The 24,070-nt window shown below is 73.7% G+C and carries 16 protein-coding genes; 9 read left to right on the top strand and 7 right to left on the bottom strand.

What is annotated here, in order from left to right:
- Positions 1-138 precede the first annotated feature (138 nt).
- Positions 139-405, bottom strand: a complete 267-nt coding sequence (locus tag ACFRAR_RS33365; RefSeq protein WP_380703134.1) for a hypothetical protein — start codon at positions 403-405, stop codon at positions 139-141.
- A gap of 591 nt (positions 406-996) precedes the next feature.
- Between ACFRAR_RS33365 and ACFRAR_RS33360 the strand changes: the two genes are divergently transcribed.
- The 8 genes from ACFRAR_RS33360 to ACFRAR_RS33325 all read left to right on the top strand — a co-directional run bounded on the left by ACFRAR_RS33360 (position 997) and on the right by ACFRAR_RS33325 (position 11,942).
- Positions 997-4,806: a nitrate- and nitrite sensing domain-containing protein gene (locus ACFRAR_RS33360; RefSeq protein ID WP_380703132.1), complete on the top strand. Its 3,810-nt coding sequence runs from the start codon at positions 997-999 to the stop codon at positions 4,804-4,806.
- 10 nt (positions 4,807-4,816) lie between these two features.
- On the top strand, positions 4,817-5,230 hold the full coding sequence (locus ACFRAR_RS33355) for a roadblock/LC7 domain-containing protein (RefSeq protein ID WP_380543478.1): 414 nt from the start codon (positions 4,817-4,819) through the stop codon (positions 5,228-5,230).
- Between the two features lie 166 nt (positions 5,231-5,396).
- Positions 5,397-5,822 (top strand): DUF742 domain-containing protein, encoded by a 426-nt coding sequence (locus ACFRAR_RS33350; protein WP_049658630.1) that lies wholly within the window; start codon positions 5,397-5,399, stop codon positions 5,820-5,822.
- Entirely contained in the window at positions 5,803-6,387 is a 585-nt protein-coding gene (locus tag ACFRAR_RS33345) for an ATP/GTP-binding protein (RefSeq protein WP_380703130.1), read from the top strand. The genes ACFRAR_RS33350 and ACFRAR_RS33345 overlap by 20 nt, the downstream gene beginning before the upstream one ends.
- 397 nt (positions 6,388-6,784) lie before the next feature.
- Positions 6,785-10,147 (top strand): nitrate- and nitrite sensing domain-containing protein, encoded by a 3,363-nt coding sequence (locus ACFRAR_RS33340; RefSeq protein ID WP_380703128.1) that lies wholly within the window; start codon positions 6,785-6,787, stop codon positions 10,145-10,147.
- Between the two features lie 10 nt (positions 10,148-10,157).
- Complete coding sequence (locus tag ACFRAR_RS33335) at positions 10,158-10,571, top strand: roadblock/LC7 domain-containing protein (RefSeq protein ID WP_030248297.1); 414 nt, start codon at positions 10,158-10,160, stop codon at positions 10,569-10,571.
- A gap of 161 nt (positions 10,572-10,732) precedes the next feature.
- Positions 10,733-11,377 carry a DUF742 domain-containing protein gene (locus ACFRAR_RS33330; protein WP_380703126.1) on the top strand — a complete coding sequence of 215 codons (645 nt, stop codon included), beginning with the start codon at positions 10,733-10,735 and terminating at the stop codon, positions 11,375-11,377.
- The gene (locus ACFRAR_RS33325; protein ID WP_380703124.1) at positions 11,358-11,942 is read left to right on the top strand and encodes an ATP/GTP-binding protein; all 585 of its coding nucleotides are present in this window, start codon (positions 11,358-11,360) and stop codon (positions 11,940-11,942) included. The genes ACFRAR_RS33330 and ACFRAR_RS33325 overlap by 20 nt, the downstream gene beginning before the upstream one ends.
- A gap of 68 nt (positions 11,943-12,010) precedes the next feature.
- Here ACFRAR_RS33325 and cimA read toward each other — a convergent pair whose 3' ends face one another.
- The 4 genes from cimA to ACFRAR_RS33305 all read right to left on the bottom strand — a co-directional run bounded on the left by cimA (position 12,011) and on the right by ACFRAR_RS33305 (position 17,244).
- Positions 12,011-13,615, bottom strand: coding sequence for a citramalate synthase (gene cimA / locus ACFRAR_RS33320; RefSeq protein WP_380703122.1), 1,605 nt, complete (start codon positions 13,613-13,615; stop codon positions 12,011-12,013).
- 577 nt (positions 13,616-14,192) lie between these two features.
- A complete protein-coding gene (locus ACFRAR_RS33315) occupies positions 14,193-15,305 on the bottom strand; it encodes a branched-chain amino acid aminotransferase (RefSeq protein WP_380703120.1) in 1,113 nt (370 codons plus the stop codon).
- 279 nt (positions 15,306-15,584) lie between these two features.
- Complete coding sequence (locus ACFRAR_RS33310) at positions 15,585-16,622, bottom strand: 3-isopropylmalate dehydrogenase (RefSeq protein ID WP_380703118.1); 1,038 nt, start codon at positions 16,620-16,622, stop codon at positions 15,585-15,587.
- 58 nt (positions 16,623-16,680) lie between these two features.
- Positions 16,681-17,244, bottom strand: a complete 564-nt coding sequence (locus ACFRAR_RS33305) for a Uma2 family endonuclease (protein ID WP_380703115.1) — start codon at positions 17,242-17,244, stop codon at positions 16,681-16,683.
- Between the two features lie 169 nt (positions 17,245-17,413).
- On the opposite strand from ACFRAR_RS33305, the gene ACFRAR_RS33300 reads away from it, so the two are divergent.
- Positions 17,414-19,918 (top strand): YfhO family protein, encoded by a 2,505-nt coding sequence (locus ACFRAR_RS33300; protein ID WP_380703113.1) that lies wholly within the window; start codon positions 17,414-17,416, stop codon positions 19,916-19,918.
- Between the two features lie 114 nt (positions 19,919-20,032).
- Here the strand turns inward: ACFRAR_RS33300 and ACFRAR_RS33295 are convergent, their stop codons facing one another.
- Together ACFRAR_RS33295 and ACFRAR_RS33290 are read right to left on the bottom strand one after the other, a co-directional pair.
- Entirely contained in the window at positions 20,033-23,386 is a 3,354-nt protein-coding gene (locus ACFRAR_RS33295) for a S8 family serine peptidase (RefSeq protein ID WP_380703111.1), read from the bottom strand.
- A 223-nt stretch (positions 23,387-23,609) separates the two neighbouring features.
- Positions 23,610-23,771 carry a hypothetical protein gene (locus tag ACFRAR_RS33290; protein WP_380703109.1) on the bottom strand — a complete coding sequence of 54 codons (162 nt, stop codon included), beginning with the start codon at positions 23,769-23,771 and terminating at the stop codon, positions 23,610-23,612.
- Positions 23,772-24,070 lie beyond the last annotated feature (299 nt).

The raw sequence follows: 24,070 nt of genomic DNA, 5'->3' as shown, positions 1-24,070 counted from the left end.
CCCCTCCCCCGCCCCCTGGCGCGGGGGGGGGGCCGCGGCCGGCGGCGGGCCCGGCGGGGGCGCGGGGGGGCTCCCCGCGGGGGGGGGGGCGCGGGGGCGCGCGCCCCCCCCCCCCCCCCTCCGCGGAGCGCTGCGGGGTCAGTCCTGGACGATGACGACCGGGGCGACCATCAGCTGGGTGCGGCGCGGGTTGGCGGTGACGGCCGGCAGCTCGGTGCCGTAGGTCACGACGTCCTCGGGCTTGCGGGCGCCCGGGATCTTGCTGAAGTCCTCGACCGAGGCCAGCGTCGTCCGGCGCGGGTTCGCCGTGGGGCGGCTGGACAGCGTGGACTGGGTGGCCTTCTTCGCCTGGGACATCGAGAGCACCTCGTGGTCGCGGCCGGGCCGATCGCGGCGGATCGGCACCGGACTGATTGATTTCCGATTGATTCGGAAGGGTTCTGGGCAGGCTGATCGGGGCCGTGCTCCGGAGACAGCCCAGGTTACGAGATCTCATTCCATAGAGACCGTGACCAAAGCTACACATTAGACTGTGATTTTGCTCACAAAATGCCAAGCAAAAGGCAAATATCCGACATATCGCCGCACCGGGATTTCCCGACATTCGGCAGATAAGGTGCATTTCGGAAGGTCTGTGACTCTTCCAGGCCCTGGGTTCTCTTGGCATGTATCCGGCGAGTGTCCGAAAAAGGCGGTATTCCGGTCCCGTTACGGCACAATCCGTGAGATCGCACACGCGGTCGGTAGCGTCCGCGACATGGCCCCCACGGCCCTTGTTGGGATTCCCCGGCTGTGCTGGAATGCGACGGACCGTGGGTAGGGAGTGGTCCACCCCGGTGCCCGCTCTCCCGGACCGGCCGGGGTGCGGATGGAAACTCGACACCGTCCAGGCCGTGGCGACGCGGCGGGACGCCCGGTCCAGAGGTTGCGACGCCAGTGCAGGGACGTTTCAAAAGGGGTAGCGGCGCCGCGGGTGACCCGGAGTCGCGCGAGCCTGTGGCAGCCCCCCAACAGGCGGCGGCCCCCGGCGGCCCGGCCGAGCCGGTGACACCCGGGGCCATCGACCAGCCGGAAGAGGACGGCCAGGAGCGGAAGTCCACCCGGGACAAACTCCGCACGTCCCTGACCCGGCGCCGCGCCACCGGTCTGAACCGGCTCGCGATGCGCAACTGGCGCATCCGCACCCGTCTGATCGCGCTGCTCGCCCTCCCCGTCCTGGTCTCGCTGGTCCTCGGTGGCCTGCGCATCCAGAGCTCGATGGAGAACTCGCAGCAACTCGCCCAGATGGCCAACCTGTCCGACCTGGCCAAGAAGGCGACCAACCTCGCGGACGCGCTCCAGACCGAGCGCGACATCAGCGCCGGTCCGATCACCCGCAACCCCACCGCGCCGCTGGACGACGACATCGTCGCGGCCCGCAAGTCCACCGACGACCTGAGCCGCACCTTCACCGCGTCCTCCGACAAGTTCGAGAACCTCGAACTGTCCGGCGGCAAGGCACTGTTGCTCCAGATCCGCAAGGACCTGAACTCGATCGCGGACACCCGCAGCGCGCCGTACCAGAACAACCAGAACATCCAGTCGACGATCACCGCCTACGACGTGATCATCCGCGACCTGCTGTCCATCACCCAGGACATCGCACTCGCGTCGAACAACAAGGACCTGGTCGTCTCCACCCGCGCGCTCCAGCAGTTCTCGCTGGCGAAGAACGCGACCTCGCAGCAGCGGGCCCTGATCAGCGCCGCGCTCGCCAACCCGAAGTCCCCCGACCTCAGCCCGAGCGACGAGTCCTTCGGTATCCGCCTGCGCACCTCGTACGACAACGCGGTCGCGAGCTTCAACAACATCTACACCGCGCACGACCTGGACAACCTGCGCAGCCAGCTGAGCTACAACTCGGTGGTCGCCGACGCGGACCGCTACGCGGGCACGGTCCTCACCCAGAACGGCATCCGCCAGACCGAGGTCGTCACCTACCAGGACTGGTACGAGAAGGCCAGCGCCAAGATCTCGGCCGAGCGCCGGATCGAGGCCAAGCTCATCGAGAACCTGGACGGAAAGGCCCAGGACCTCCAGTCGCAGGCCGACGCCGACGCCCTGATCATCGGTGTCGCGATCGCCCTGGTGCTGCTCGTCGCCCTCGGTGGCGCCGGTCTGATCGCCCGGTCCATGGTGCGCTCGCTGACCCGCCTCCAGGCCGCGGCCGAGGACGTCGCCGAGCGCCGCCTGCCCGAGCTGGTCAAGACCCTCTCCGAGGCCGACCCGCACGACGTCGACACCACCGTCGAGCCGGTCGCCGTCGACTCCACCGACGAGATCGGCCACGTGGCCCACGCGTTCGACATGGTGCACAGCGAGGCCGTCCGCCTCGCCGCCGAGCAGGCCCTCCTGCGCGGCAACATCAACGCGATGTTCACCAACCTCTCGCGCCGCAGCCAGGGCCTCATCCAGCGCCAGCTGTCGCTCATCTCCGAACTGGAGAGCCGCGAGGCGGACCCGGACCAGCTGGCCAACCTCTTCAAGCTGGACCACCTCGCGACCCGCATGCGCCGCAACGGCGAGAACCTCCTCGTCCTCGCCGGTGAGGACCCGGGCCGCCGCTGGACCCGCCCCGTCCCGCTGGTCGACGTGCTCCGCGCCGCCGCCTCCGAGGTGGAGCAGTACGAGCGCATCGAGCTCGCCGCCGTCCCGTCGGCCGAGGTCGCCGGCCGCGTCGTCAACGACCTCGTCCACCTGCTCGCCGAGCTGCTGGAGAACGCCACCTCGTTCTCCAGTCCGCAGACCCGCGTCCGGGTCACCGGCCACGCGCTGCCGGACGGCCGCGTGCTGGTCGAGATCCACGACACCGGCATCGGCCTGAGCCCCGACGACCTCGCCGACATCAACGAGCGCCTCGCCAACCCGCCGACGGTGGACGTCTCGGTCTCCCGCCGCATGGGCCTCTTCGTGGTCGGCCGCCTGTCGCTGCGCCACGGCATCCGCATCCAGCTGCGCCCCAGCGACTCCGGCGGCACCACCGCACTGGTCATGCTCCCGGTGGACGTCACCAACTCGGGCGACCGCCGCGGCTCCGGCCGGGGCGGCTCCGGCCAGGGCAAGCAGCAGCGCCCGGTCGCCCCGACCCCGCGCCAGCAGCGCCAGGTGCCACCCGCCCGCCAGGGCGGTCCGGCTGCGCTCGGCCAGTCCGGCCCGGGCGGCGGTGCCCCGCAGGGCGGCCGCCCGCAGCTCGGCCAGGGCGGTCCGGCCGGTCCGACGGCTCCGGCGGCTCCGACCGGTCCCGCTCCGCGGGGCGGCCCGGGTGCACCCGGCGGCCGCTCCGGCGGCGGCCTGCCGACCCGGCAGGTCGGCCAGTCGCTGCGTGACAACCCCGTCCTGCCGGGCGCGGGTCAGCCGAGTGCGGGTCAGCCGGGCCAGGGCCGCAGGCCCGCCCAACCGCAGCAGCAGTCCCAGCCGCAGGCCCCGCAGCAGCAGACCCCGCAGCAGCAGGCCCAGCAGGGCGGTCTGCCGCAGCGCGCCCCGGGCCGCCAGGGCCCGCCGCAGGCCGACCCCGGGGGTCTGCCCCGCCGCGACCGCCAGCAGCAGCCCGGCCGGCCCCAGAACGGCCAGCCCCAGCCGGGTCAGCCGCAGTCGGGTCAGCCGCAGCAGGGTCAGCCGCAGCAGGGTCAGCCGCAGCCCGGCCGGGAGCGTCCGCGCCCCGGTGCCGAGTTCGACGGCGGTCCGGCCGCCCGGACCGGCGAGCAGCAGCACGGCCGCCCCGGCGCACCGCAGCAGGGCGCCCGCCCGGGCAACCGTCCGCAGGAGGGCGCCCGCCCGGGCAACCGTCCGCAGGAGGGCCTGCCGCAGCGCCGTCCGGCCCCGCAGGGCCCCGGTGCCCCCGGCGCCCCCGGGCACCCGGCCGCCCAGGGCCCGCGCGGTCCGCAGCGCCCCGGCCCGGACGCGCCGCAGCGCGACCGCCAGCCGCAGCTGCCGCCGCAGGCCCCTCAGCAGCCCCAGCCGCTGCCGGCGGCCGAGCCGGCGCCGGTGGAGAGCACCCAGCAGTTCGCCCGCCCGCGCTTCGAGGCCAGCCAGATCGACCCGCGCGACCCGCTGGGCCTCGGCCTGGTCGAGCCGGTGCTGCCGAACGTGCCGAACCCGCCGCGTCCGGAGCCGGTGCGCCAGGAGCAGGCCCCTCAGCAGCCCCAGCCGCTGCCGCACCAGGAGCCGATGGCACTGCCGACCGGCCCGTCCGAGGCCTCCGGCCGGCAGCCCGCCGACCAGCAGGCGTGGTTCCCGCAGGACGAGGGCCGGCCGCGCCCGTACCAGCCGCGCCGCCCCGGCACCTCCGCCCCGGAGCTCCAGCCGCAGGCCCAGGAGCAGCAGGCTCCGCAGCAGCAGCAGGGCCGGCCACAGCAGCAGCCCCAGCACCAGGGCCAGCCGCAGCAGCAGGGCCAGCCGCAGCCGGGCACCGACGACGCCCCGTGGCGCCTGTCCGCGAACGACGAGCGCTGGCGCCGCGCGGAGCAGATCCGCGAGCCCTCGACCAGTGGTGTCACCATGTCGGGCCTGCCCCGGCGGACCCCGCAGGCCAACCTGGTCTCCGGCACCGCCGAGGCCTCGCCGCTGACCGGTCCGCAGGTCTCCCGGGCGCCCGAGGAGGTCCGCGGCCGACTGACCAACCTGCGCCGCGGCATCCAGCAGGGCCGCCGTGCCGGGGCCGAGCAGGCCGCCGGCCAGGCGGGCTTCCAGCATGGTGCCCAGCAGGGCGGATTCGATAGTTTCGGTGGCCGGAACGACGGCAACGGCGCAGATCACCAGGAGCGTTGAGTTGAACCAGATGAGCCAGGCCGCACAGAACCTGAACTGGCTGATCACCAATTTCGTGGACAACACCCCAGGGGTGTCCCACACCGTGGTGGTCTCCGCGGACGGCCTGCTGCTGTGCATGTCCGAGGGCTTCCCCCGGGACCGCGCCGACCAGCTCGCCGCGGTCGCCTCCGGCCTCACCTCGCTGACCAACGGGGCGAGCCGGATCTTCGAGGGCGGCGAGGTCAACCAGACCGTGGTCGAGATGGAGCGGGGCTTCCTGTTCCTGATGGCCGTCAGCGACGGCTCGTCGCTCGCCGTCCTGGCCGCCCCGGACTCCGACATCGGCCTCGTCGGCTACGAGATGGCCCTGCTGGTCGACCGCGCCGGCGCCGTCCTCACCCCCGCACTCCGCGCGGAGCTCCAGGGCAGTCTCCTGCACTGACCGGAGCCCCGTGAGGAACCGCCCACCCGTCCAACCCGCCCCGCCGGGTCCGACCCGACCGGACCCGGCGGCACCCTCTCAGCTACCCTCAGGCAGCTGATCCCGCCTCAGCTGGCATCGTCCCAGCTGGAACCGGCTGCTCAAGGCTGCAGCACAAGGAGGACCCATGACCCCGCCCTCGACACCCGCCGGCCCGTACGGCAACGGGTACGGCAGCGGCTACGGCGGGCAGCAGTCCGACGGCTACGAGCAGCAGCCGCTGGTCCGCCCGTACGCGATGACCGGTGGCCGGACCCGCCCGCGCTACCAGCTCGCCATCGAGGCGCTGATCTCCACCACCGGCTCGGCCGACCGGGCCGGCGGGCTGCTGCCCGAGCACGCCCGGATCGTCAGCCTCTGCCGCGAGGTCAAGTCCATCGCGGAGATCTCCGCACTGGCCGGCGTCCCGCTCGGTGTCGCCCGCATCCTCGTCGCCGACCTGGCCGAGGCCGGCCTGGTCGCCATCCACCAGCCCGCCGCCGCGGGCGAGTCGGGCGGAACGCCCGATGTCACGCTGCTCGAAAGGGTCCTCAGTGGACTTCGCAAGCTCTAACGCGGCCGCTCCCACCCGCGCCACCACCTCCGCGAAGATCGTCGTCGCGGGCGGCTTCGGCGTCGGCAAGACCACGCTCGTCGGCGCCGTCTCCGAGATCAACCCCCTGCGCACCGAAGCCGTCATGACCTCGGCCTCCGCCGGCATCGACGACCTCAGCCACGTCTCCGGCAAGACGACCACCACCGTCGCCATGGACTTCGGCCGCATCACCCTCGACGAAGACCTCATCCTCTACCTCTTCGGCACCCCCGGACAGGACCGCTTCTGGTTCATGTGGGACGACCTCGTCCGCGGCGCCATCGGCGCCATCGTCCTCGTCGACACCCGCCGCCTCGCCGACTGCTTCCCCGCCCTCGACTACTTCGAGAACAGCGGACTGCCCTTCGTCGTCGCCCTCAACGGCTTCGACGGACACCAGCCGCACAGCCCCGACGAAGTCCGCGAAGCCCTCCAACTCGGCGCCGACACCCCCGTCGTCACCCTCGACGCCCGCCGCCGCGACAGCGCCAAGAGCGCCCTCATCACCCTCGTCGAACACGCCCTCCTCGCCCGGCTCCGCTGAGCGGGGGGAGCCGTACGGCCCTGACGGTCCGTCCTGCCACGGACCGTCGGGGCGGCGGTGCCGGCTGTCCGGTGCCGCCGGGGGCCGCGCACAGGGCCCGTCCATAAGCAGCGGATAACAGTTCGGTAGGCATTTCGTGATCAACAGTGACCCAACGTGGCGAATCAGCGTCACTCAGCGCCAGGTGACCACGGTTTTGCTCCGCGATGTCAGTGAATGTCCTGATTGTTCCGACGAGGGCGCCGGACGGCGGCTGTTTGTCCCCCATCCCTGCACGTGCTGAAATTCCAGCTGACCCTGAATCTCTCCTGCCCCGGCCCGTCCGGCGGCCGGTCAGGGCCCGGGGGTAGCGCTGGATTGATCCATGGCCGGCAGTCGGCCGAGAGGTAGTTGTCGAGTGAGGCGTAAGCAGCAACCCGCCCCGCAGCGGCGCTCCGAGCCCCGCCAGAGCGAGCCGAACGGTACCCCGGGGGACCCGGCCGGGTTCTCCGCGTTCACTCCCACCGAGGAACGCGGCCCGATCCCCGCCCCGGCCCCCGAGCCGGCGGCCGCCCCCGCGGCGCCCCGCGGCACCGGCCCGTCCGGCGACGGCGGCGGCACCACCCGGTACGACTTCCTCCGCCCCCGCAACTGGCGCGTGCCGGCCCGTCTGATCGCGATCCTGCTGATCCCCGTGGTCATCAGTCTCGTCTTCGGCGGTCTGCGCGTGAACACCTCGGTCGACGGCTACATCAAGGCCTCCCGCGCCGAGAAGACCGCGGAGCTGGCCAAGGCGGCGACCGAACTCGCCGAGGCCCTGGAGAACGAGCGCGACAAGACGCTCATACCCCTGGTCACCAAGCAGGACCCGAACAACGAGGTGACCAAGCGCCGGGGTGACACCGACGCCGCGCTGAAGGCGTACAACGCCGCCTACGCCGCCTCCGACAAGTCCGGCGAGCTCCCCCGCCGCCACCAGGCCTTCCAGACCCTGGTGACCGACCTGCCGCACCTGCGGGCCAACGCCTACGGCACCGAACTGTTCGCCAGCGCCACCGCCAACGCCTACTCGGTGCTGCTCGACCCGCTGCTGGCCTTCGACAACTCGGTCGGCATGGGCTCCGCCAACGCCACCAGCAAGGGCCGCGCGATCTACGCGATCTCGCTGGCCAAGTCCGCCGCCTCGACCCAGCGCGCGCTGATGCTCAACCTGCTGGTCGGCATCAACCAGAACGCCACCACGCGCTACGAGAACCAGGACGTCATCCAGCAGATCCTGATCTCGGAGAAGCTGGAACAGGTCTCCATCAACGAGTTCCACACCGGTGCCGCCCCCGAGGACGGCGCCAAGTACGCCGCCGCGCAGATGGCCCTGACCACCGCGCAGGACCGTTCGGCGTACAAGATGCCCAACGGCATGGCGCCCACCATGCAGGGCCTGCTCCAGCTCGGCGCCAGCTACAGCCAGGCCGCCGCGGAGGGCCAGCAGAAGGGCAAGGCCGCCGCCGACGCCGCGTACACCGAGGCGAAGAACTCCGGTCTGACGTCGGAGAACTGGAACCAGGCCGCCGACAGCCACATCCAGGCACTGCGGAACACCGAAGTCACGCTGCTGGACGACGTCGTCAACGACGCCCGCGGCCTCAAGGACAACGCGCTCTACGACGCCATCCTCAACACGGTCATCGTCGTCGCGGCGCTGATCCTGGCCGGCCTGCTCACCGGCTACGTGGCCCGCTCGATGATCCTCGGCATGCGCACCCTGCGCAGCGCCGCCCTGGAGATCGCCGACCACCGCCTGCCGGACCTGGTCGAGAAGCTCTCCAAGACCGACCCCGACCGGGTCGACACCTCGGTGACCCCGATCCCCCTGCACGGCAAGGACGAGATCGGCGAGGTCGCCCGGGCGTTCGACCAGGTCCACCAGCAGGCCGTGGCGCTCGCCGCCGAGCAGGCCCTGCTGCGAGGGAACGTCAACGCGATCTTCACCAACCTGTCGCGCCGCAGCCAGAGCCTGATCCAGCGCCAGCTGGCGCTGATCACCGACCTGGAGAACAACGAGGCCGACCCGGACCAGCTGGAGAACCTCTTCAAGCTGGACCACCTCGCGACCCGCATGCGCCGCAACGGCGAGAACCTGCTCGTCCTCGCGGGCGAGGAGGCCGGCCGCCGCTGGAACACCCCGGTCCCGCTGGTCGACGTGCTCCGCGCCGCCGCCTCCGAGGTGGAGCAGTACGAGCGCGTCGAGCTCTCCGGCATCCCGGAGGTCGACGTCGTCGGCGCCGCCGTGACCGACCTCGTCCACCTGCTCGCCGAGCTGCTGGAGAACGCCACCTCGTTCTCCAGCCCGCAGACCCGGGTGCTGGTCAACGCGACCCGGCTGCCGGACGGCCGCGTGCTGGTCGAGATCCACGACAAGGGCATCGGCCTCACCGCCGAGGACTTCGCGGAGATCAACGAGAAGCTGGGCGAGCCGCCCACGGTGGACGCCACCATCTCCCGCCGCATGGGCCTGTTCGTGGTCGGCCGGCTGTCCCAGCGGCACGACATCCGCGTCCAGCTCCGCCCGTCCGGCGAGTCGGCCGGCACCACCTCGCTGGTCATGCTCCCGGCCTTCGTCACCCAGTCCGGCCCCGCGCCGGAGCCCGACGAGCAGTTCACCGTCTCCCGGATCTTCGCCGACCAGGAGCCGACCGCCGAGTGGGCGCCCGACAACCGCGCCCGCAGCGCGGCCGAGCTCGGCTTCGACGACCACCTCACCGGCGCCGGCAACACGGGCTCCAGCGGGTTCAGCCCCGCCCTGGAGGCCGTCCAGCGCTCGCAGCGCCTCGACCAGGTCCGCCGCGCGGCCCTGGAGAGCTCCCCGCAGCCGCCGGTGGTCGACGCCGAGGTCGAGGAGGAGTACCGGCAGGGCTACGACCAGTACGCCCCGCAGGACTACCAGGAGCAGGCCCCGGCCGGCGGCGGGTACGCCGACGACCGGTACGGCTACGACCAGGACGGCTACCGGCAGGACGAGTACGCCCAGGACGGCTACGACCAGTACGCCCCGCAGGGCTACCAGCAGCAGCAGGACTACGCCGACGACCAGTACGGCTACCAGCAGGACGGCTACCGGCAGGACGAGTACGCCCAGGACGGCTACGACCAGTACGGCCGCCCCGCCGAGGAGTCCCCGGCCGGCCACCCGTACGCCCCGGAGCCGCCCGCGCTGCCCGCCGCCGGGCAGGCGCCCGCCACCACCCTGCCGTCCGGGCTGCCGCAGCGCCGCCCCGGCGAGCAACTGGCGGGCGGCGGCGCCGCTCCGGCCGGCGCCGGCCCGTCCGGCGACGCCCCGAACTGGTTCGCCGGCGCCAAGGACACCTCGGGGTCCGCGGAGCAGCGCGGCCACGACGTGTCCTCGCTCGGCGGGTACGGCCCGACCGGCCCGACCTCCAGCACCGCCTGGCAGTCGCCGAACGACGGCGACTGGCAGCGGGCCGAGCAGCTGCGCGAACCCTCCTCCGCCGGCACCACCGGTGCCGGTCTGCCACGGCGCGTGCCCAAGCAGAACCTGGTGCCCGGCAACGCCAAGTCCACCCCGCAGGACGGGCCGCAGGTCTCCCGCAGCCCGGAGGAGGTCCGTGGCCGCCTCACCAACCTGCGCCGCGGTGTGGAGCAGGGCCGCAGTGCCGGTAACACCGGAAGCTTCCGGATCGACCCCGATCAGGCAGACCAGTCCGGCAACGGACAGAACCGGAGCACCGATCTCTTCGGCGGCTCGAACCACCAGGAGCGTTGAGTTGACTCAGATGAGCCAGGCCGCACAGAACCTGAACTGGCTGATCACCAATTTCGTGGACAACACCCCAGGGGTGTCCCACACCGTGGTGGTCTCCGCGGACGGCCTCCTGCTGTGCATGTCCGAGGGCTTCCCGCGCGACCGCGCCGACCAGCTCGCCGCGGTCGCCTCCGGCCTCACCTCCCTCACCTCCGGCGCGAGCCGGATCTTCGAGGGCGGCGAGGTCAACCAGACCGTGGTCGAGATGGAGCGGGGCTTCCTGTTCCTGATGGCCGTCAGCGACGGTTCCGCGCTCGCCGTGCTGGCCGCCCCGGACTCCGACATCGGCCTCGTCGGCTACGAGATGGCCCTGCTCGTCGACCGCGCCGGCGCCGTCCTCACCCCCGCACTCCGCGCGGAACTCCAGGGCAGTCTCCTGCACTGACGGTCCGTCGGATACCGTCCAGGTATTCGAAGCACCTCCGCGTCCTTCCCGGGCCCGCTTCGGCGGGCTCGGGTTCGGACGTTGTACGGCCTTCGCACCACCGGCTCCGGACCTGCGCCGAAGCTCGCACCGCACCGCCGCACCCTGTGAGGAGAGGAACCGTGACACCGCCCGACGACCGCAGCGGCCAGTACGGTCTTCCGTACCCTGGCACAGGCCATGACGCCTTCGGAGCACCCGGCGTCGGCCACGGTCAGCAGTACGGCCGGCACCAGTACGGGCAGCAGCCCCAGCAGCCGTACCCCCGGACCGAAGAGCAGTACGGCCAGTACGACCAGTACGCCCGGCAGCCCTCGTACGGCGCCCCGGCGCCCGGCTACCCGAACCCGGCCTCCGATCCGGCCCCCGGCTGGCAACCGGCCCAGGAGCCCGGCCACGTCGAGGAGTTCGAGGACGAACCCGACTCCGGCCCGCTGATCCGCCCGTTCGCGATGACCGGCGGCCGGACCCGCCCGCGCTACGAACTCGCGCTGGAGGCCCTGGTCTCCGCCGACGTCGACCCGCAGCGCCTGGCCACCCTGCTCCCCGAGCACCAGCGGATCTGCACGCTGTGCACGGAGGTCAAATCCGTCGCGGAGGTGTCGGCGCTGCTCTCCCTCCCCCTGGGAGTGGCCCGCATCCTCGTGGCCGACCTGGCCGAGGCCGGCCTGGTCGCCATCCACCAGCCCGCTTCCGGCGGCGAATCCGGAAACCAGCCCGACGTCACGCTGCTCGAAAGGGTCCTCAGTGGACTTCGCAAGCTCTAACGCCGCCGCTCCCACCCGCGCCACCACCTCCGCGAAGATCGTCGTCGCGGGCGGCTTCGGCGTCGGCAAGACCACGCTCGTCGGCGCCGTCTCCGAGATCAACCCCCTGCGCACCGAAGCCGTCATGACCTCGGCCTCCGCCGGCATCGACGACCTCAGCCACGTCTCCGGCAAGACGACCACCACCGTCGCCATGGACTTCGGCCGCATCACCCTCGACGAAGACCTCATCCTCTACCTCTTCGGCACCCCCGGACAGGACCGCTTCTGGTTCATGTGGGACGACCTCGTCCGCGGCGCCATCGGCGCCATCGTCCTCGTCGACACCCGCCGCCTCGCCGACTGCTTCCCCGCCCTCGACTACTTCGAGAACAGCGGACTGCCCTTCGTCGTCGCCCTCAACGGCTTCGACGGACACCAGCCCCACACTCCCGACGAAGTCCGCGAAGCCCTCCAACTCGGCGCCGACACCCCCGTCATCACCCTCGACGCCCGCCGCCGCGACAGCGCCAAGAGCGCCCTCATCACCCTCGTCGAACACGCCCTCCTCGCCCGACTGCGGTGAACGCGCGCGACTGTGGCCCGCGGGACTTCACGCGAAGTCCGGCGGGCCACGGGCGTGTCGGGCGCCGACTACTCGGCGGGCTCCAGGCCGGCCCGGATCAGGCCGTAGGTGTACGCGTCCTCCAGCGCCAGCCAGGACGCGGCGACCACGTTGTCGGCCACGCCGACCGTCGACCAGGTGGTGGTGCCGTCGGTGGATTCGATCAGCACCCGGGTCTTCGACCCGGTGCCGTGCTGGCCCTCCAGGATGCGGACCTTGTAGTCCACCAGCTCGAAGCCGGCCAGCGGCGGGTAGATGCCCTCCAGGGCCGTGCGCAGCGCCTGGTCCAGCGCGTCGACCGGGCCGTTGCCCTCGCCCGTGGCGATCCGGCGCTCCCCCTTGGCCCACAGCTTGACGGTGGCCTCGTTGCCCGTGAAGCCCTTCGGCCCCTGCTCGCTGATGGTCCGCCAGGACTCCAGGGTGTAGAAGCGGTCCCGGCTGCCGCGCACCTCGTCGCGCAGCAGCAGCTCGAAGGAGGCGTCGGCGGACTCGTAGGTGTAGCCGAGGTTCTCCTGCTCCTTCACCTTGGCGACCACCCGGCCGGCCAGGTCCCGGTCGCCGGAGAGGTCGTAGCCGAGCTCCTTGCCCTTGAGCTCGACGGAGGCCCGGCCGGCCATGTCGGAGACCAGCATCCGCATGGTGTTGCCGACCCGCTCGGGGTCGATGTGCTGGTACAGGTCCGGGTCGACCTTGATCGCGGAGGCGTGCAGGCCCGCCTTGTGGGCGAAGGCCGAGAAGCCGACGTACGGCTGGTGGGTGGAGGGCGTGAGGTTGACCAGCTCGGCGATCGCGTGCGAGATCCGGGTCATCTCGGCCAGCCGGCCCTCGGGCAGCACCCGGCGGTCGTACTTGAGCTCCAGCGCGCCGACCACCGGGAACAGGTTGGCGTTGCCGACCCGTTCGCCGTAGCCGTTGGCGGTGCACTGCACGTGGGTCGCGCCGGCGTCCACCGCGGCCAGGGTGTTGGCCACCGCGCAGCCGGTGTCGTCCTGGGCGTGGATGCCGAGCCGGGCGCCGGTCCTGGCCAGCACGTCGGCGACGATCTCCCGGACGCCGCCCGGCAGCATCCCGCCGTTGGTGTCGCAGAGCACCACCACGTCCGCGCCGGCCTCGTGCGCGGCGCGCACCACCGCCACGGCGTACTCGGGGTTCGCCCGGTAGCCGTCGAAGAAGTGCTCGCAGTCGATGAAGACCCGCCGGCCCCGGGAGCGCAGGAACTCGACGCTGTCCCGGACCATCTCCAGGTTCTCGTCCAGGGTGGTGCGCAGCGCGAGCTCCACGTGCCGGTCGTGCGCCTTGGCCACCAGGGTGATCACGGGCGCCCCGGAGGCGACCAGCGCGGCCAGCTGCGGGTCCTCCGCCGCCTTGCCGCCGGCCCGGCGGGTGGCGCCGAAGGCGACCAGTTCGGCGTGCCGCAGCTCCAGCTCGTCGGCGGCGCGGGCGAAGAACTCGGTGTCCCGCGGGTTGGCCCCCGGCCAGCCGCCCTCGATGAAACCGACCCCGAACTCGTCCAGGTACCGGGCGATGGCCAGCTTGTCCGCCACCGTCAGGTTGATGCCCTCCCGCTGCGCTCCGTCGCGCAGCGTGGTGTCGAACACGTGGAAACTGTCATCGGTACGGGTGACCTCGGTCATGACCCCTGGTTCTCCGTTTCGGGGAGGTTGGTACTGCTCTGCCGGACTCTTCTGGTCCCGGCTCCACTGTCCATGATCCCGCGCGCGGTCCCGGTGTCCCCGGGCCCCTTGTGGGGGCCCTCGGCCGGTCCGGGAGAAACAAAAAGACCCCTCGCGGGTGCGAGAGGTCTGCGCGCGGGTCTGGACGCTAGTGGTCGCTCCGCATCGGGTCCTGCGGAAGCGGTCACTGCGGACCGGCGCGCCTGCTGCTAATAATCAGCGAAAGCGAGGACACCCTCGGAGTCTCGCACAGCCCTCCGGATTCCGGTCCGCCCGTCTCGCGATGCGGGACGGCTGTGCGGCTGCTCGAAGAGGCCGGCGGTGTCCAGGGCGAAGCCGAAGGGCTCGGGGAGGTCGAGCGGAGCTCCAAAGCCAGGAAGACTTCCAGGAGGCTCTTGCCCTCGTCGCCGGCGGTACCGGTGTACGCGTGAGGCAATGCGGTCACAGCCCCTCCTTCCGGTCCGCGGTCGTCAACGAGCGGAACGCTTCGAGGCCACGGCCCGGGCGCCCCGGTGTCTCGGGACGCCCGGGCACGGGGTCAGGCGATCTTGTGCAGCCAGCCGTGGGCGTCCGGGGTCTGGCCGCTCTGGAGGGACAGCAGCGCCTTGCGCAGCTCCATGGTGACCGGGCCGGGCTCGCCGGCGCCGACGGTCCAGTCGGCGGCGGCGGACTTCACCGAGCCGACCGGGGTGATGACGGCGGCGGTGCCGCAGGCGAAGACCTCGGTCAGGGTGCCGTCGGCGTTGCCCCGCTGCCACTCGTCGGTGGAGATCCGGCGCTCCTCGACCGCGTAGCCGAGGTCGGAGGCGAGCTGGAGCAGCGAGTCGCGGGTGATGCCGGGCAGCAGCGCGCCGGACAGCTCCGGGGTGACGATCTTCGCGTCCTTGCCCTCGCCGAAGACGAAGTACAGGTTCATGCCGCCCATCTCCTCGACCCACCGGTGCTCGGCGGCGTCGAGCCAGACCACCTGGTCGCAGCCCTTCTCGGCGGCCTGGGCCTGGGCGACCAGCGAGGCGGCGTAGTTGCCCGCGCACTTGGCGGCGCCGGTGCCGCCGGGCGCGGCCCGGACGTACTCCTTGGACAGCCAGACCGAGACCGGCTTGATGCCGCCCTGGAAGTAGGCGCCGGCCGGGGAGGCGATGATCATGAAGATGTAGGAGTTGGCGGGGCGGACGCCCAGGCCGACCTCGGTGGCGAACATGAACGGGCGCAGGTAGAGGCTCTGCTCCGGCTCGTTCGGGACCCACTCCCGCTCCTGGCGGACCAGCAGCTCGACGGCCTCGACGAAGGTCTCCACCGGCAGCTCCGGCATCGCCAGGCGGCGGGCCGAGGCCTGGAAGCGGGCGGCGTTGGCCTCCGGACGGAAGGTGGCGATGGAGCCGTCGGCCTGGCGGTAGGCCTTCAGGCCCTCGAAGATCGCCTGACCGTAGTGCAGGGTCATGTTCGCCGGGTCGATCTCCAGCGGCGCGTACGGCGCGAGCTGGGCGTCGTGCCAGCCCACCCCCTCGGTCCAGCGGATGGTCACCATGTGGTCGGTGAAGACCCGGCCGAAGCCGGGGTTGACCAGCCGGGCCTCGCGCTCCGCTGCCGGCAGCGGGTTGGCGGAGGGCTTGAGGTCGAACGTGATGGGTGCCTGGGTGGCCGTGCTCATGGCTGTTTCCTTCACCGTGTGGTTGGTCCGGGCCGCCACCGCTGAAGGTACGTTTCGGCAAAAATCACCGGAACGGACGCACAACGGCACGGCCCACTGTCGATACTCGCATCCAGAGGGCCGTGCCGAACAGCCGCCCGCCCTGTTTCGAGGGCCGCGAACTGCGGTTATGCGGTCCGGCCCGCGGGGCCGGAAACCTTGTGGGATCCGGCCCGTCGGCCGGAACTCCGCTCTCGGATCCGGCCCGTCGGCCGGAACTCCGCTCTCGGATCCGGCCCGCTAGCCGGATACTCGGCCGGCGAGCGCGTCGCCGACCTCGGAGGTGCTGCGGGCGCCCGAGCGCTCGACCAGGTCCGCCGCGACGGCGGCCTCGACCTTGGCGGCCTCGGCGGCGAAGCCGAGGTGCTCCAGCAGCATCGCGACCGACAGCACGGTGGCGGTCGGGTCGGCCTTGCCCTGGCCGGCGATGTCCGGCGCCGAGCCGTGCACCGGCTCGAACATGGACGGGAACTCGCCGCTCGGGTTGATGTTGCCGCTCGCGGCCAGGCCGATGCCACCGGTGACGGCGGCGGCCAGGTCGGTCAGGATGTCGCCGAACAGGTTGTCGGTGACGATGACGTCGAAGCGCTCCGGCTGGGTGACGAAGAAGATCGTCGCCGCGTCGACGTGCAGGTAGTCGGTGGTGACCTCGGGGAACTCCCGGCCGACCTCGGCGAAGATCCGCGTCCACAGGTGACCGGCGTGCACCAGCACGTTGTTCTTGTGCACCAGGGTGAGCTTCTTGCGCGGCCGCGCCTGCGCCCGGCGGTAGGCGTCGCGGACCACGCGCTCGATGCCGTACGCGGTGTTCAGGCTGACCTCGGTGGCCACCTCCTGCGGCGTCCCGGTGCGCAGCGTGCCGCCGTTGCCGACGTACGGGCCCTCGGTGCCCTCGCGGACGACCACGAAGTCGATCTCCGGCTCGCCGCCCAGCGGGGACTTCACCCCGGGGAAGAGCCGGCCCGGACGCAGGTTGATGTGGTGGTCGAAGGCGAACCGCAGCTTGAGCAGCAGCCCCCGCTCCAGCACGCCCGACGGCACGCTCGGGTCGCCGATGGCGCCCAGCAGGATCGCGTCGTGGGACTTCAGCTCCGCCAGCACGTCGTCCGGCAGCGTCTCGCCGGTCCGGTGGTAGCGCCGGGCCCCGAGGTCGTACTCGGTGGTCTCCAGCTTCACGTCGGTGGGAAGCGCGGCACCCAGGACCTTGAGGCCTTCGGCCACCACTTCCTGGCCGATGCCGTCACCGGGGACAACTGCGAGACGAATGGTGCGAGACATGCTCGGACCCTACTCCGCCGTCCCAGGTGCTGACACCTCGCGTCCACCATGCGGACGGTCAGGTCAGGTCGATCTCGATCTCGAACGGCTGATCGACCTTCAACTGCTTGTGGTGGATCCCGGTCGGGAGGTACCGCTTGGACGCCGGCTCCAGCTCGAACGTGTAGACGACCGGGCGGCCCTCGTCGCACTCGACGCGCCAGAAGTGACGAATCCCGGCTGCCGCGTACTTGCGCGGCTTGATCTCCCGGTCCCGCTCGCGGGACTCCTCCGAAACGACCTCGACCGCGAGGAGGACGTGCTCGGCGGAGAAGCCCGTCTGGCGATAGCCGGTGTCCGAGTCCTCGTGGACCACGAGCAGATCGGGCTCGGTCCGGTTCCGGCGGTCGAGCGTGACCGTCATCTCCGGCCACACTTCCCAGCCTTCCAAAACCGCCTTCTCCAACCCCCGTTCCAGCACCCGCTTCGCTCGGACGGGGAATTTCGTCTGCGGACTCACGAAGATCAGGCTCCCGTCGAGCAGCTCGGTGTGCGGCGGGAGATCAGGCAGCCGGTCGAGGTCCTCTGCGGTGTAGCCACCAGCAGGAGGCCGAATCCAGTCGGGGTACGGCGCGATGCTCATGGGTTCCTCCCATACGGGCATCCTGACGGCCATCCCAGGCTACTCGGCGACGCTTCCTCGGACGCCACCCTTTCGAGGGAGCGCGAGTGACCGCCGGGGCTCCGCGGCGTGCTTAGGGTGGCGGGGTTCGACGGATCGCGGATCGCGGATCGCGGGGAGCGGGGTGCGGATGGGCGGGCGACGGCGGGAGGCGCTGGTCTGCGGGGGTGCGGCGGGGCTGGCGGCGGGCGGGTACGCGCTGGCGGCGGGGCTGCGCGGGCAGTGGCCGGCCGGGGCTCGGGCGGTGGCCGTGCCGTACCACGCCCACCTGTGGGACCTGCTGCACGGCCAGGCCGCCGGGGACCTGCTGGTCAACTGGAACAGCGGCTACGGCGTCCCGTTCCTGGCGGACTTCTTCGCCTACCTCATGAACCCCTTCTCCTGGCCCACCGCGCTCCTCCCCCGCGACCAGGGCCCGCTCGCCGTCTTCCTGGTCACCCTGGCCACCATCGGCCTCGGCACCGCCCTGATGGCCCGCCTGCTCGGCCGCCTCCACCCCGGCCCGCACCGGCTGCGGGCGCTCGCCGCCGTCGGGTACGGGCTGTGCGCCTGGGTGCTGGACGTCGGCGGGGCCGCCCCGATGTGGCTCTGGGGCCTGGTCTCGCTGCCGCTGCTCGGCCTCGCCGCCGACTGGTGCCTGCGCGAACGGCACTGGGTGGCCGGGTCGCTGTGCGTCGCCCTCGCCTGGGCGGGCAACCTGTACACCGCCGCGCTGGCCACCCTGGCGGCCGGGCTGCTGTTCGCCGTCCGGCTGTTCGCCGCCCCGCGCCCGCCGCGCCTGCGGGTCCGGGCCACCGGCCGGGCCGTCACCATGGCCGTCACCGGGGTGCTGCTCGCCTCCCCCGTGCTGTTCGTGGCGGTCCGGGCCGCCCGCCGGGCCCAGCCGGAGTCCCCGGTCGAGCCGCTCGGCCCGTCCGGCCTGGGCGGCCACCTCGCCCGGCTGCTGCCCGCCGCCCACGGCGGCCAGCAGCTGCCGGACGCGGCGATCGGCGTCCTCGGGCTGCTGGTGGTGTGCGGCCTGCCGTTCAACCGGCGGGTGCGACCGCGGGAGCGCGCGCTCTGGTGCGCGGCGCTGGCCCTGGTGGCGGTCGGCTTCCTCTGGACGCCGACCGTGCTGGTCTGGCACGGTCTGGCGATCCCGGCCGGCGGGCCGTACCGGGTGGCCTTCGTGCTGAGCGGGCTGCTGGTGCTGGCCGGCTGGGTCTCGCTGGCGCACCGGCCGGACCTGCTCACCCTGCTGGGCGGCGCCGCCGCGGTGGCGGTGATCGCCGCCCTGGCGGCGAGCCGGCACGCGGTGCGCCCCGCAACCTGGGTGCTGCTGGCCGTCGGCGGCGCGGTCCTGTCGGCCGCGCTGTGGGTGCTGGACCGCCGGCACCCCGACCGGCGGGCGAACACCCTGGCCACCTGGGTGATCGGCGGCGCGGTGCTGGGCAACGCCGTCTGGTCGGGGTACGCGGCGCTCGGCGCGGCCCCCGCCGACGGCGTCTCCCCGGTGGCCGTCCGGGCCGGGCACGCGGCGCTGCGCGCGGCCGCCGACTGGCCGCGCGGCCGCAGCGACCCCGGCCCGCACGCCTTCACCCCCAACGACCCGCTGCTGCTGAACGGCCAGGGCGGCGGCTACTTCAGCAGCTACCTGCCGACCGTCGCCGCCCTGCTGCTGCACGACCTCGGCGCGGGCTGGACGGCCGGCGGGCGGCAGACCGCGAGCGTCACCGACCCGGTCGGGCAGGCGCTGTTCGGCGTCCGCACCCACCTCGACGGGGGGCCGCCGCCGCTCGGGCCAGTCCCCGTGCCCGTCCCCGCCCCCGTCCCCGTTCGGAGCGCCGCCCCGCCGCTGGTCACCGTGCTGCCCCCGGGCGCCCGGCCGGACACCTCCTCGGTCTGGTCCCGGCAGGAGTCGCTGCTCGGCAGCCAGGTGTACGACGCCCCGCTGCCCGTCCCGGCCGGCGGCCCGGCACCCACCCTGCACGGCACCAGCGGCTGGTCGGTGCCGGGCGGCCCGGAGGGCACGGTGTTCACCGCCGCGTGCACGCCGGGCGGGACGGCCTTCTTCCACGGGCTCTGGTACCGGGGCACGGTCAGCGGCCTCGGCACCGGCTTCCGCAGCGACGGCGACCAGCCCACCACCGCCGTGCCGATCCAGCGGCTGGGGACCGTCCCGGCGGACGGGGTGGTCCGGGTGACCCTGCGCTCGGACGTGGTGAGCCAGGTCCCCGCCCGCCCGATCGGCTGCCTGCGGGCCGGCGCCTTGGAGGCCGCCGTCGCCCGCCTCACCGCCACCGGCGCCACCCGGGTCGAGGCCGGCGGGCACACCCTCACCGCCACCCTCCCGGCGGGTTCCACCGGCACGGCGCTGCTGTCCGTCCCGGCCACCGAGGGCTGGACCTGCGCCGTCGACGGCGGCCGGCGCACCGCCCCCACCCCCGTCCTCGGCATGATCGGCGTCCCCCTGGGCGGGGGCGCCTCCCGGGTGGCCTGCGCCTTCCGCCCGCCCGGCCTCACCGAGGGCCTCACCGTCGCCTCCGCCGCCGCGGGCGTCCTCGTCCTGGTGGCCGCCTTCGCCCGCCTGTCCCGCCGCCCCGCCGGCGCCCCGCGCCGAGAGCGCCGCCGGGCGGCGCGGGCCCCCGGAACGTGACGGGGGCTCACCCCGGCACCCCGACACCCCGGACGGCGCGGGCACCCCGGACGGCCCGGACGCCACGGGGGCGGCCCACCGGAGCCCCGGCGGGCCGCCCCCGTCCTGCGCGGGTCACGGCAGGTCGAGCACCTGGGCCCGCCGTTCGGCCGGGTTGAGGTGGTGGAGCAGCAGGAGCCGCGAGGTGTCGCCCTCGGCCCGGTGCACGGCGAGGACGCTGCCCGGGCCGACCGGGGCCGTCACCGCCGTCGGCCCGCCGACGCCGGCCTCGACGGTGAGCGCCGGGTGCAGGACGTCCAGCGGGACGGAGGGGGTGGTGCCGGTCAGCCCGATGGCGGAGAGCGCCTCCGTCACGTCCGGCGTGCCGCCCCCGGCGTAGCCGGTCCAGACCCCGTAGCGGACGGTGCTGTGCCCGGGTGCGACGCCGGGCAGGGCGCTCAGCCGGACGGGCAGCACCAGGACGTCGCTGTCCAGCAGCCCGGTGTCGGTGTCGCCCCAGCGGGCGTTGAGCGGCTGGACGTCGAGTTCGGCCCCGGTGCGGGCGTCCAGGGCGCGGGAGACCAGCACGTCGCTGCCGCGCTGCCGGTCGGCCTTGAGGATGACGTCGGTGCTGCCGTCCCCGTCGGTGTCCAGCGCCACCCGCACCCCGTACAGCCCCACCGGGGTGGTCGCGGGCGCCCACGACTGCACGCCCACGTACAGGAGTTCGGAGTCGACGGCGGCCCCGGCCGCGCGCAGGTCGGCGGACCGCTCGCCCGGGTGTTCGACGCAGACCTCGTCCGCCTCCTCCCCCGCGCCCTCCCCCGTGTCCTTGGGCCGGATGCCCGCCCCCGGCCCGGCCGCCACGCCGCCGGCGCCGGGCGGGCAGTCGGGCCAGCGGGCCCCCTCGCCGCCGAGCGCGAAGGCGCTGACCAGGCCGGGCTGTTCACCGGGCGCGGCCCGGCCGCCGAGGGCGACCAGGGTGCCGTCCCGGGCGGTGCGGACGGCGGCCGTCGCCGTGAGGTCGCCGACCGGGCGGGGGGCGGCCAGCACGGGGACCCTCAGCTGCGGCAGCCCGTCGTCCCCGACCGGGGTGAGCAGCACCCGCCCGGAGAGCTCGGCCCGGTAGCTGCGGGCCCTGCCGCCCTGCACGGTGTCGATGGTCGGGTCGGGCGCGCGCCCCAGCCGCCCCGGCACGGACAGCGTCACCCGCACCCGTGCCGTGCCGCCGGCCGGGACGTCCACCCGGGCCGGCGTCACCCGGTACGAGGCGCCGGGCACTTCGGTGGCCGCCGCGTACGAGGTGCGGTAGCCCAGCGGCGAGCCCGAGGTGTTGCGCACCTCGATCTCCCGGGTCAGCGTCGTCGGACCGCCGACCTCGACCGGCCCGAAGGAGACCCCGACGCCGCCCTCCACCGCGCCCTCCCCCGCCGCGTAGGCGACGGCCGGGGTGCGTACCGCCCGGTCCACCCGGACCCGCCCGGCCCCGGTGCGCGAGGGCCCGTAGACCGGCCCGGTGCGGTCGTCGCCGAGGTAGGTGTCCACGCTGGTGTTCATCAGCGCGGCCTTGACCTGCTCGACCGTCCAGTCCGGGTGCGCGGCGCGGACCAGCGCGGCGAGCCCGGCCACGTGCGGGGTGGCCATCGAGGTGCCGCTCTCGCGCTGGCCGCCGGTGCCGCTGCCGACCAGGGTGGACCAGATGCTCTCGCCGGGGGCCGCCAGGTCGGGCTTGACCACGCCGGGCACGCCGATGCCGCGCGAGGTGAAGTCGGTCAGGGTGTCGGCCCGGCCCGGCTGGTCCTGTGCGACGGAGCCGTGCAGCGGGTTGCCGGGCGTGGCCAGCCGGACCCGCACCGGCCCGGCGGCCACGGCCCGCCGAAGCCGCTCGCCGTCGGCCCGGGCCAGCAGCGCGGCCGGGATCCGGTCGTCGCCGGAGATCTCGGCGAGGTGGTCGGAGTCGGCCGCGTACAGCGCGCCGATCGCGCCCGCGTCGGCGGCGTGGTCGGCGCGCGGTCCGGAGTTGCAGGGCCGGTCGGCCTCGCGGGTGCGCCAGTCGAGCAGCGCGATGCGCCCCTTGAGCCGCTGCCGGTCGGCCTCGCTGAAGTCGGTGCAGCCGTCCGACTGGTCGACGGGCAGCGCGAGTTCGCCGCTGACCTCGGTGCTGGACCAGCCCTGGTAGCGCTCGCTCCAGTGGGCCGGGACGACCCCGGCTCCGGCGGCGGGGGCGAGCACGGTGATGCCGTCCACGTCGGCGTGCCCGTGCACCGAGGCGGCGACGGTGATCGCCCGGGCCGCGGTGCCGGGGCTGCCGCCGATGGCGTACACGTCGCCGTCGTTGCCCGCCGCCGCGATCACGACGGTGCCCAGCTCGGCGAGCCGGTCGACGGCCAGTGCGTCGGTGTCGTCGGTGCTGCCGAAGTGGCTGCCGAGCGAGAGGTTGACGACGTCGAGCCGGTCGCTGAGGTCGCCGTCCCCGTTCGGGTCGGCGGCCAGGTCGAGCGCCTCGGCGACCCGGTCGGTGGAGCCGTCGCAGCCGAACACCCGGATCCCGTACAGCTGCGCGCCCGGGGCGGTGCCGGGGCCGATCCGGAAGGCGGCCGGGTCCAGCCCGGGCCCGTACGGACCGGTGTACGGGCGGCCGTCGGCGGTGACGCCGTACCCGGCCGCGGTGCCGGCCACGTGGGTGCCGTGCCCGTTGCGCACGCAGTCGATCGGGTTGTCGCTCGGGTGCGGCACCGGCTGGTGGTGCGGGGAGGCGGGGTCGGGGTCGTAGTCGTCGCCGACCAGGTCCCGGCCGCCGACCACCTTGGCGTTGGGGAACAGCGCGGGCGGCGCGGGCTTGCCGCGCTCGACCGAGCGGAAGGCCTCCTCGGTGCCGGGGCCGCCGAAGTCGGCGTGGGTGTAGTCGATGCCGCTGTCGATGATCCCGATCCGCGTGCCCCGGCCGGTGCCGCCGGACTGGCCCGCGGCCCAGACCTGCGGGGCGCCGGTCAGCGGCACCGAGTGGGCGTTGTCGCGCCGCTTGTTGACGATCGGGTGGACGCCCCGGACGCCGGGCAGCGCCCGCAGCGCGGGCAGCCGGTCGGCGGGCGCGCTGACCGCGAGGCCGGCCAGCACCGTGCGGGTGCGGTAGAGCTCGCGGGCGGCGGGCGCCGCCCGGTGGACGGCTCCGGCGAGCCGGTCGAGCGCGTCCCCGGCGCGGGCGCGCTGGGCCGCGCCGGCCCGGGCGGCTTCCCGGTGGACGTCCTCCGGGGAGCGCCGGGCCCGCCGGGCACCGTCGGCGGCGCGTCGCCAGGCGGGGCCGGCCGCCTCGGTGGTGAGTTCGAGCAGGACGGAGACCGTTCGGCCCGGGGCCGGACCGGTGGACGGTGGCCCCGCGGCCGGCGGGCTGCCCTCCGCCGGGGTGGCGGCGAGGGCGGCGCTGGCGGCCAGCAGGGCCAGGGTGAGGCCGATCCGGGCGGCGGGTCGGCGGACGGGTGGCAGACGCACTGGGCCCTTTCCCCCGGCAGGGGGACAGATCCGCACACCGTGCCGCTGACGCCCGCCCACGCGAACGTCGATCACCCCTCCGAGGGCCCCAAATTAGGATGATCGCGCCGACGGGGACGAGCAACTTCCCTCGGACGGACCGAGGTTGCACTCTACTGGGTGACATCGAACCGGCCCGTTCGGCCTATTCGGAGGATGAACGCCACCCGCCGCGACGACGGCCTCAGTGGTGGCCGGTCGCACCGCCGTTGTCCCGGCGGTCCAGCGAGCGCTGCAGGGCGGCGGCCGCGAAGGGGTTCCGCTCGACGGCCCGGCGGCGGCGCGGGGCGCGGGCGGGGGTGGCGGCGGGGGCGGACGTGACGTGGCGGTCGGCGGTCGGCGACATACCGGGCTCCTTGGAAGCGGCGCTGCGGGGGGTCAGCGCGAGGAAGACGAGGGGAGCGCGGAAGCAGGGATCGCCTGCTCGTGAAGGCGCACGCGCACACGGGCCGCGAAGCCCTGGCTACAGGGGCGGCACACCGTATGGCCCTTCCACGGTACGACCCCGCCCCGGCCGTGTCTGCACGAATACTTGGATTTCCTAGTATCTGAGACGGGAGTCACCCGGGAGAACGCGGCAGGGCCCGGACCCCCCCGGGAAACGGGGGGCGGGGGCCCGGGGGGTGTTAAACAAAAACAGCCCCC

This window comes from Kitasatospora sp. NPDC056651 (assembly GCF_042792155.1).
In the GTDB taxonomy this organism is placed as follows: domain Bacteria; phylum Actinomycetota; class Actinomycetes; order Streptomycetales; family Streptomycetaceae; genus Kitasatospora.
The sequence above is the reverse complement of the archived record's forward strand: the minus strand, read 5'-3'. Positions and strand labels throughout refer to the sequence as shown.

Coding starts and splice junctions, on each gene's coding strand:
- ACFRAR_RS33355 (WP_380543478.1), top strand. CDS start 4,817: ATGAGCCAGGCCGCACAGAACCTGAACTGGCTGATCACCAATTTCGTG.
- ACFRAR_RS33350 (WP_049658630.1), top strand. CDS start 5,397: ATGACCCCGCCCTCGACACCCGCCGGCCCGTACGGCAACGGGTACGGC.
- ACFRAR_RS33335 (WP_030248297.1), top strand. CDS start 10,158: ATGAGCCAGGCCGCACAGAACCTGAACTGGCTGATCACCAATTTCGTG.
- cimA (WP_380703122.1), bottom strand. CDS start 13,615: ATGACCGAGGTCACCCGTACCGATGACAGTTTCCACGTGTTCGACACC.
- ACFRAR_RS33315 (WP_380703120.1), bottom strand. CDS start 15,305: ATGAGCACGGCCACCCAGGCACCCATCACGTTCGACCTCAAGCCCTCC.
- ACFRAR_RS33310 (WP_380703118.1), bottom strand. CDS start 16,622: ATGTCTCGCACCATTCGTCTCGCAGTTGTCCCCGGTGACGGCATCGGC.
- ACFRAR_RS33305 (WP_380703115.1), bottom strand. CDS start 17,244: ATGAGCATCGCGCCGTACCCCGACTGGATTCGGCCTCCTGCTGGTGGC.
- ACFRAR_RS33300 (WP_380703113.1), top strand. CDS start 17,414: ATGGGCGGGCGACGGCGGGAGGCGCTGGTCTGCGGGGGTGCGGCGGGG.
- ACFRAR_RS33290 (WP_380703109.1), bottom strand. CDS start 23,771: ATGTCGCCGACCGCCGACCGCCACGTCACGTCCGCCCCCGCCGCCACC.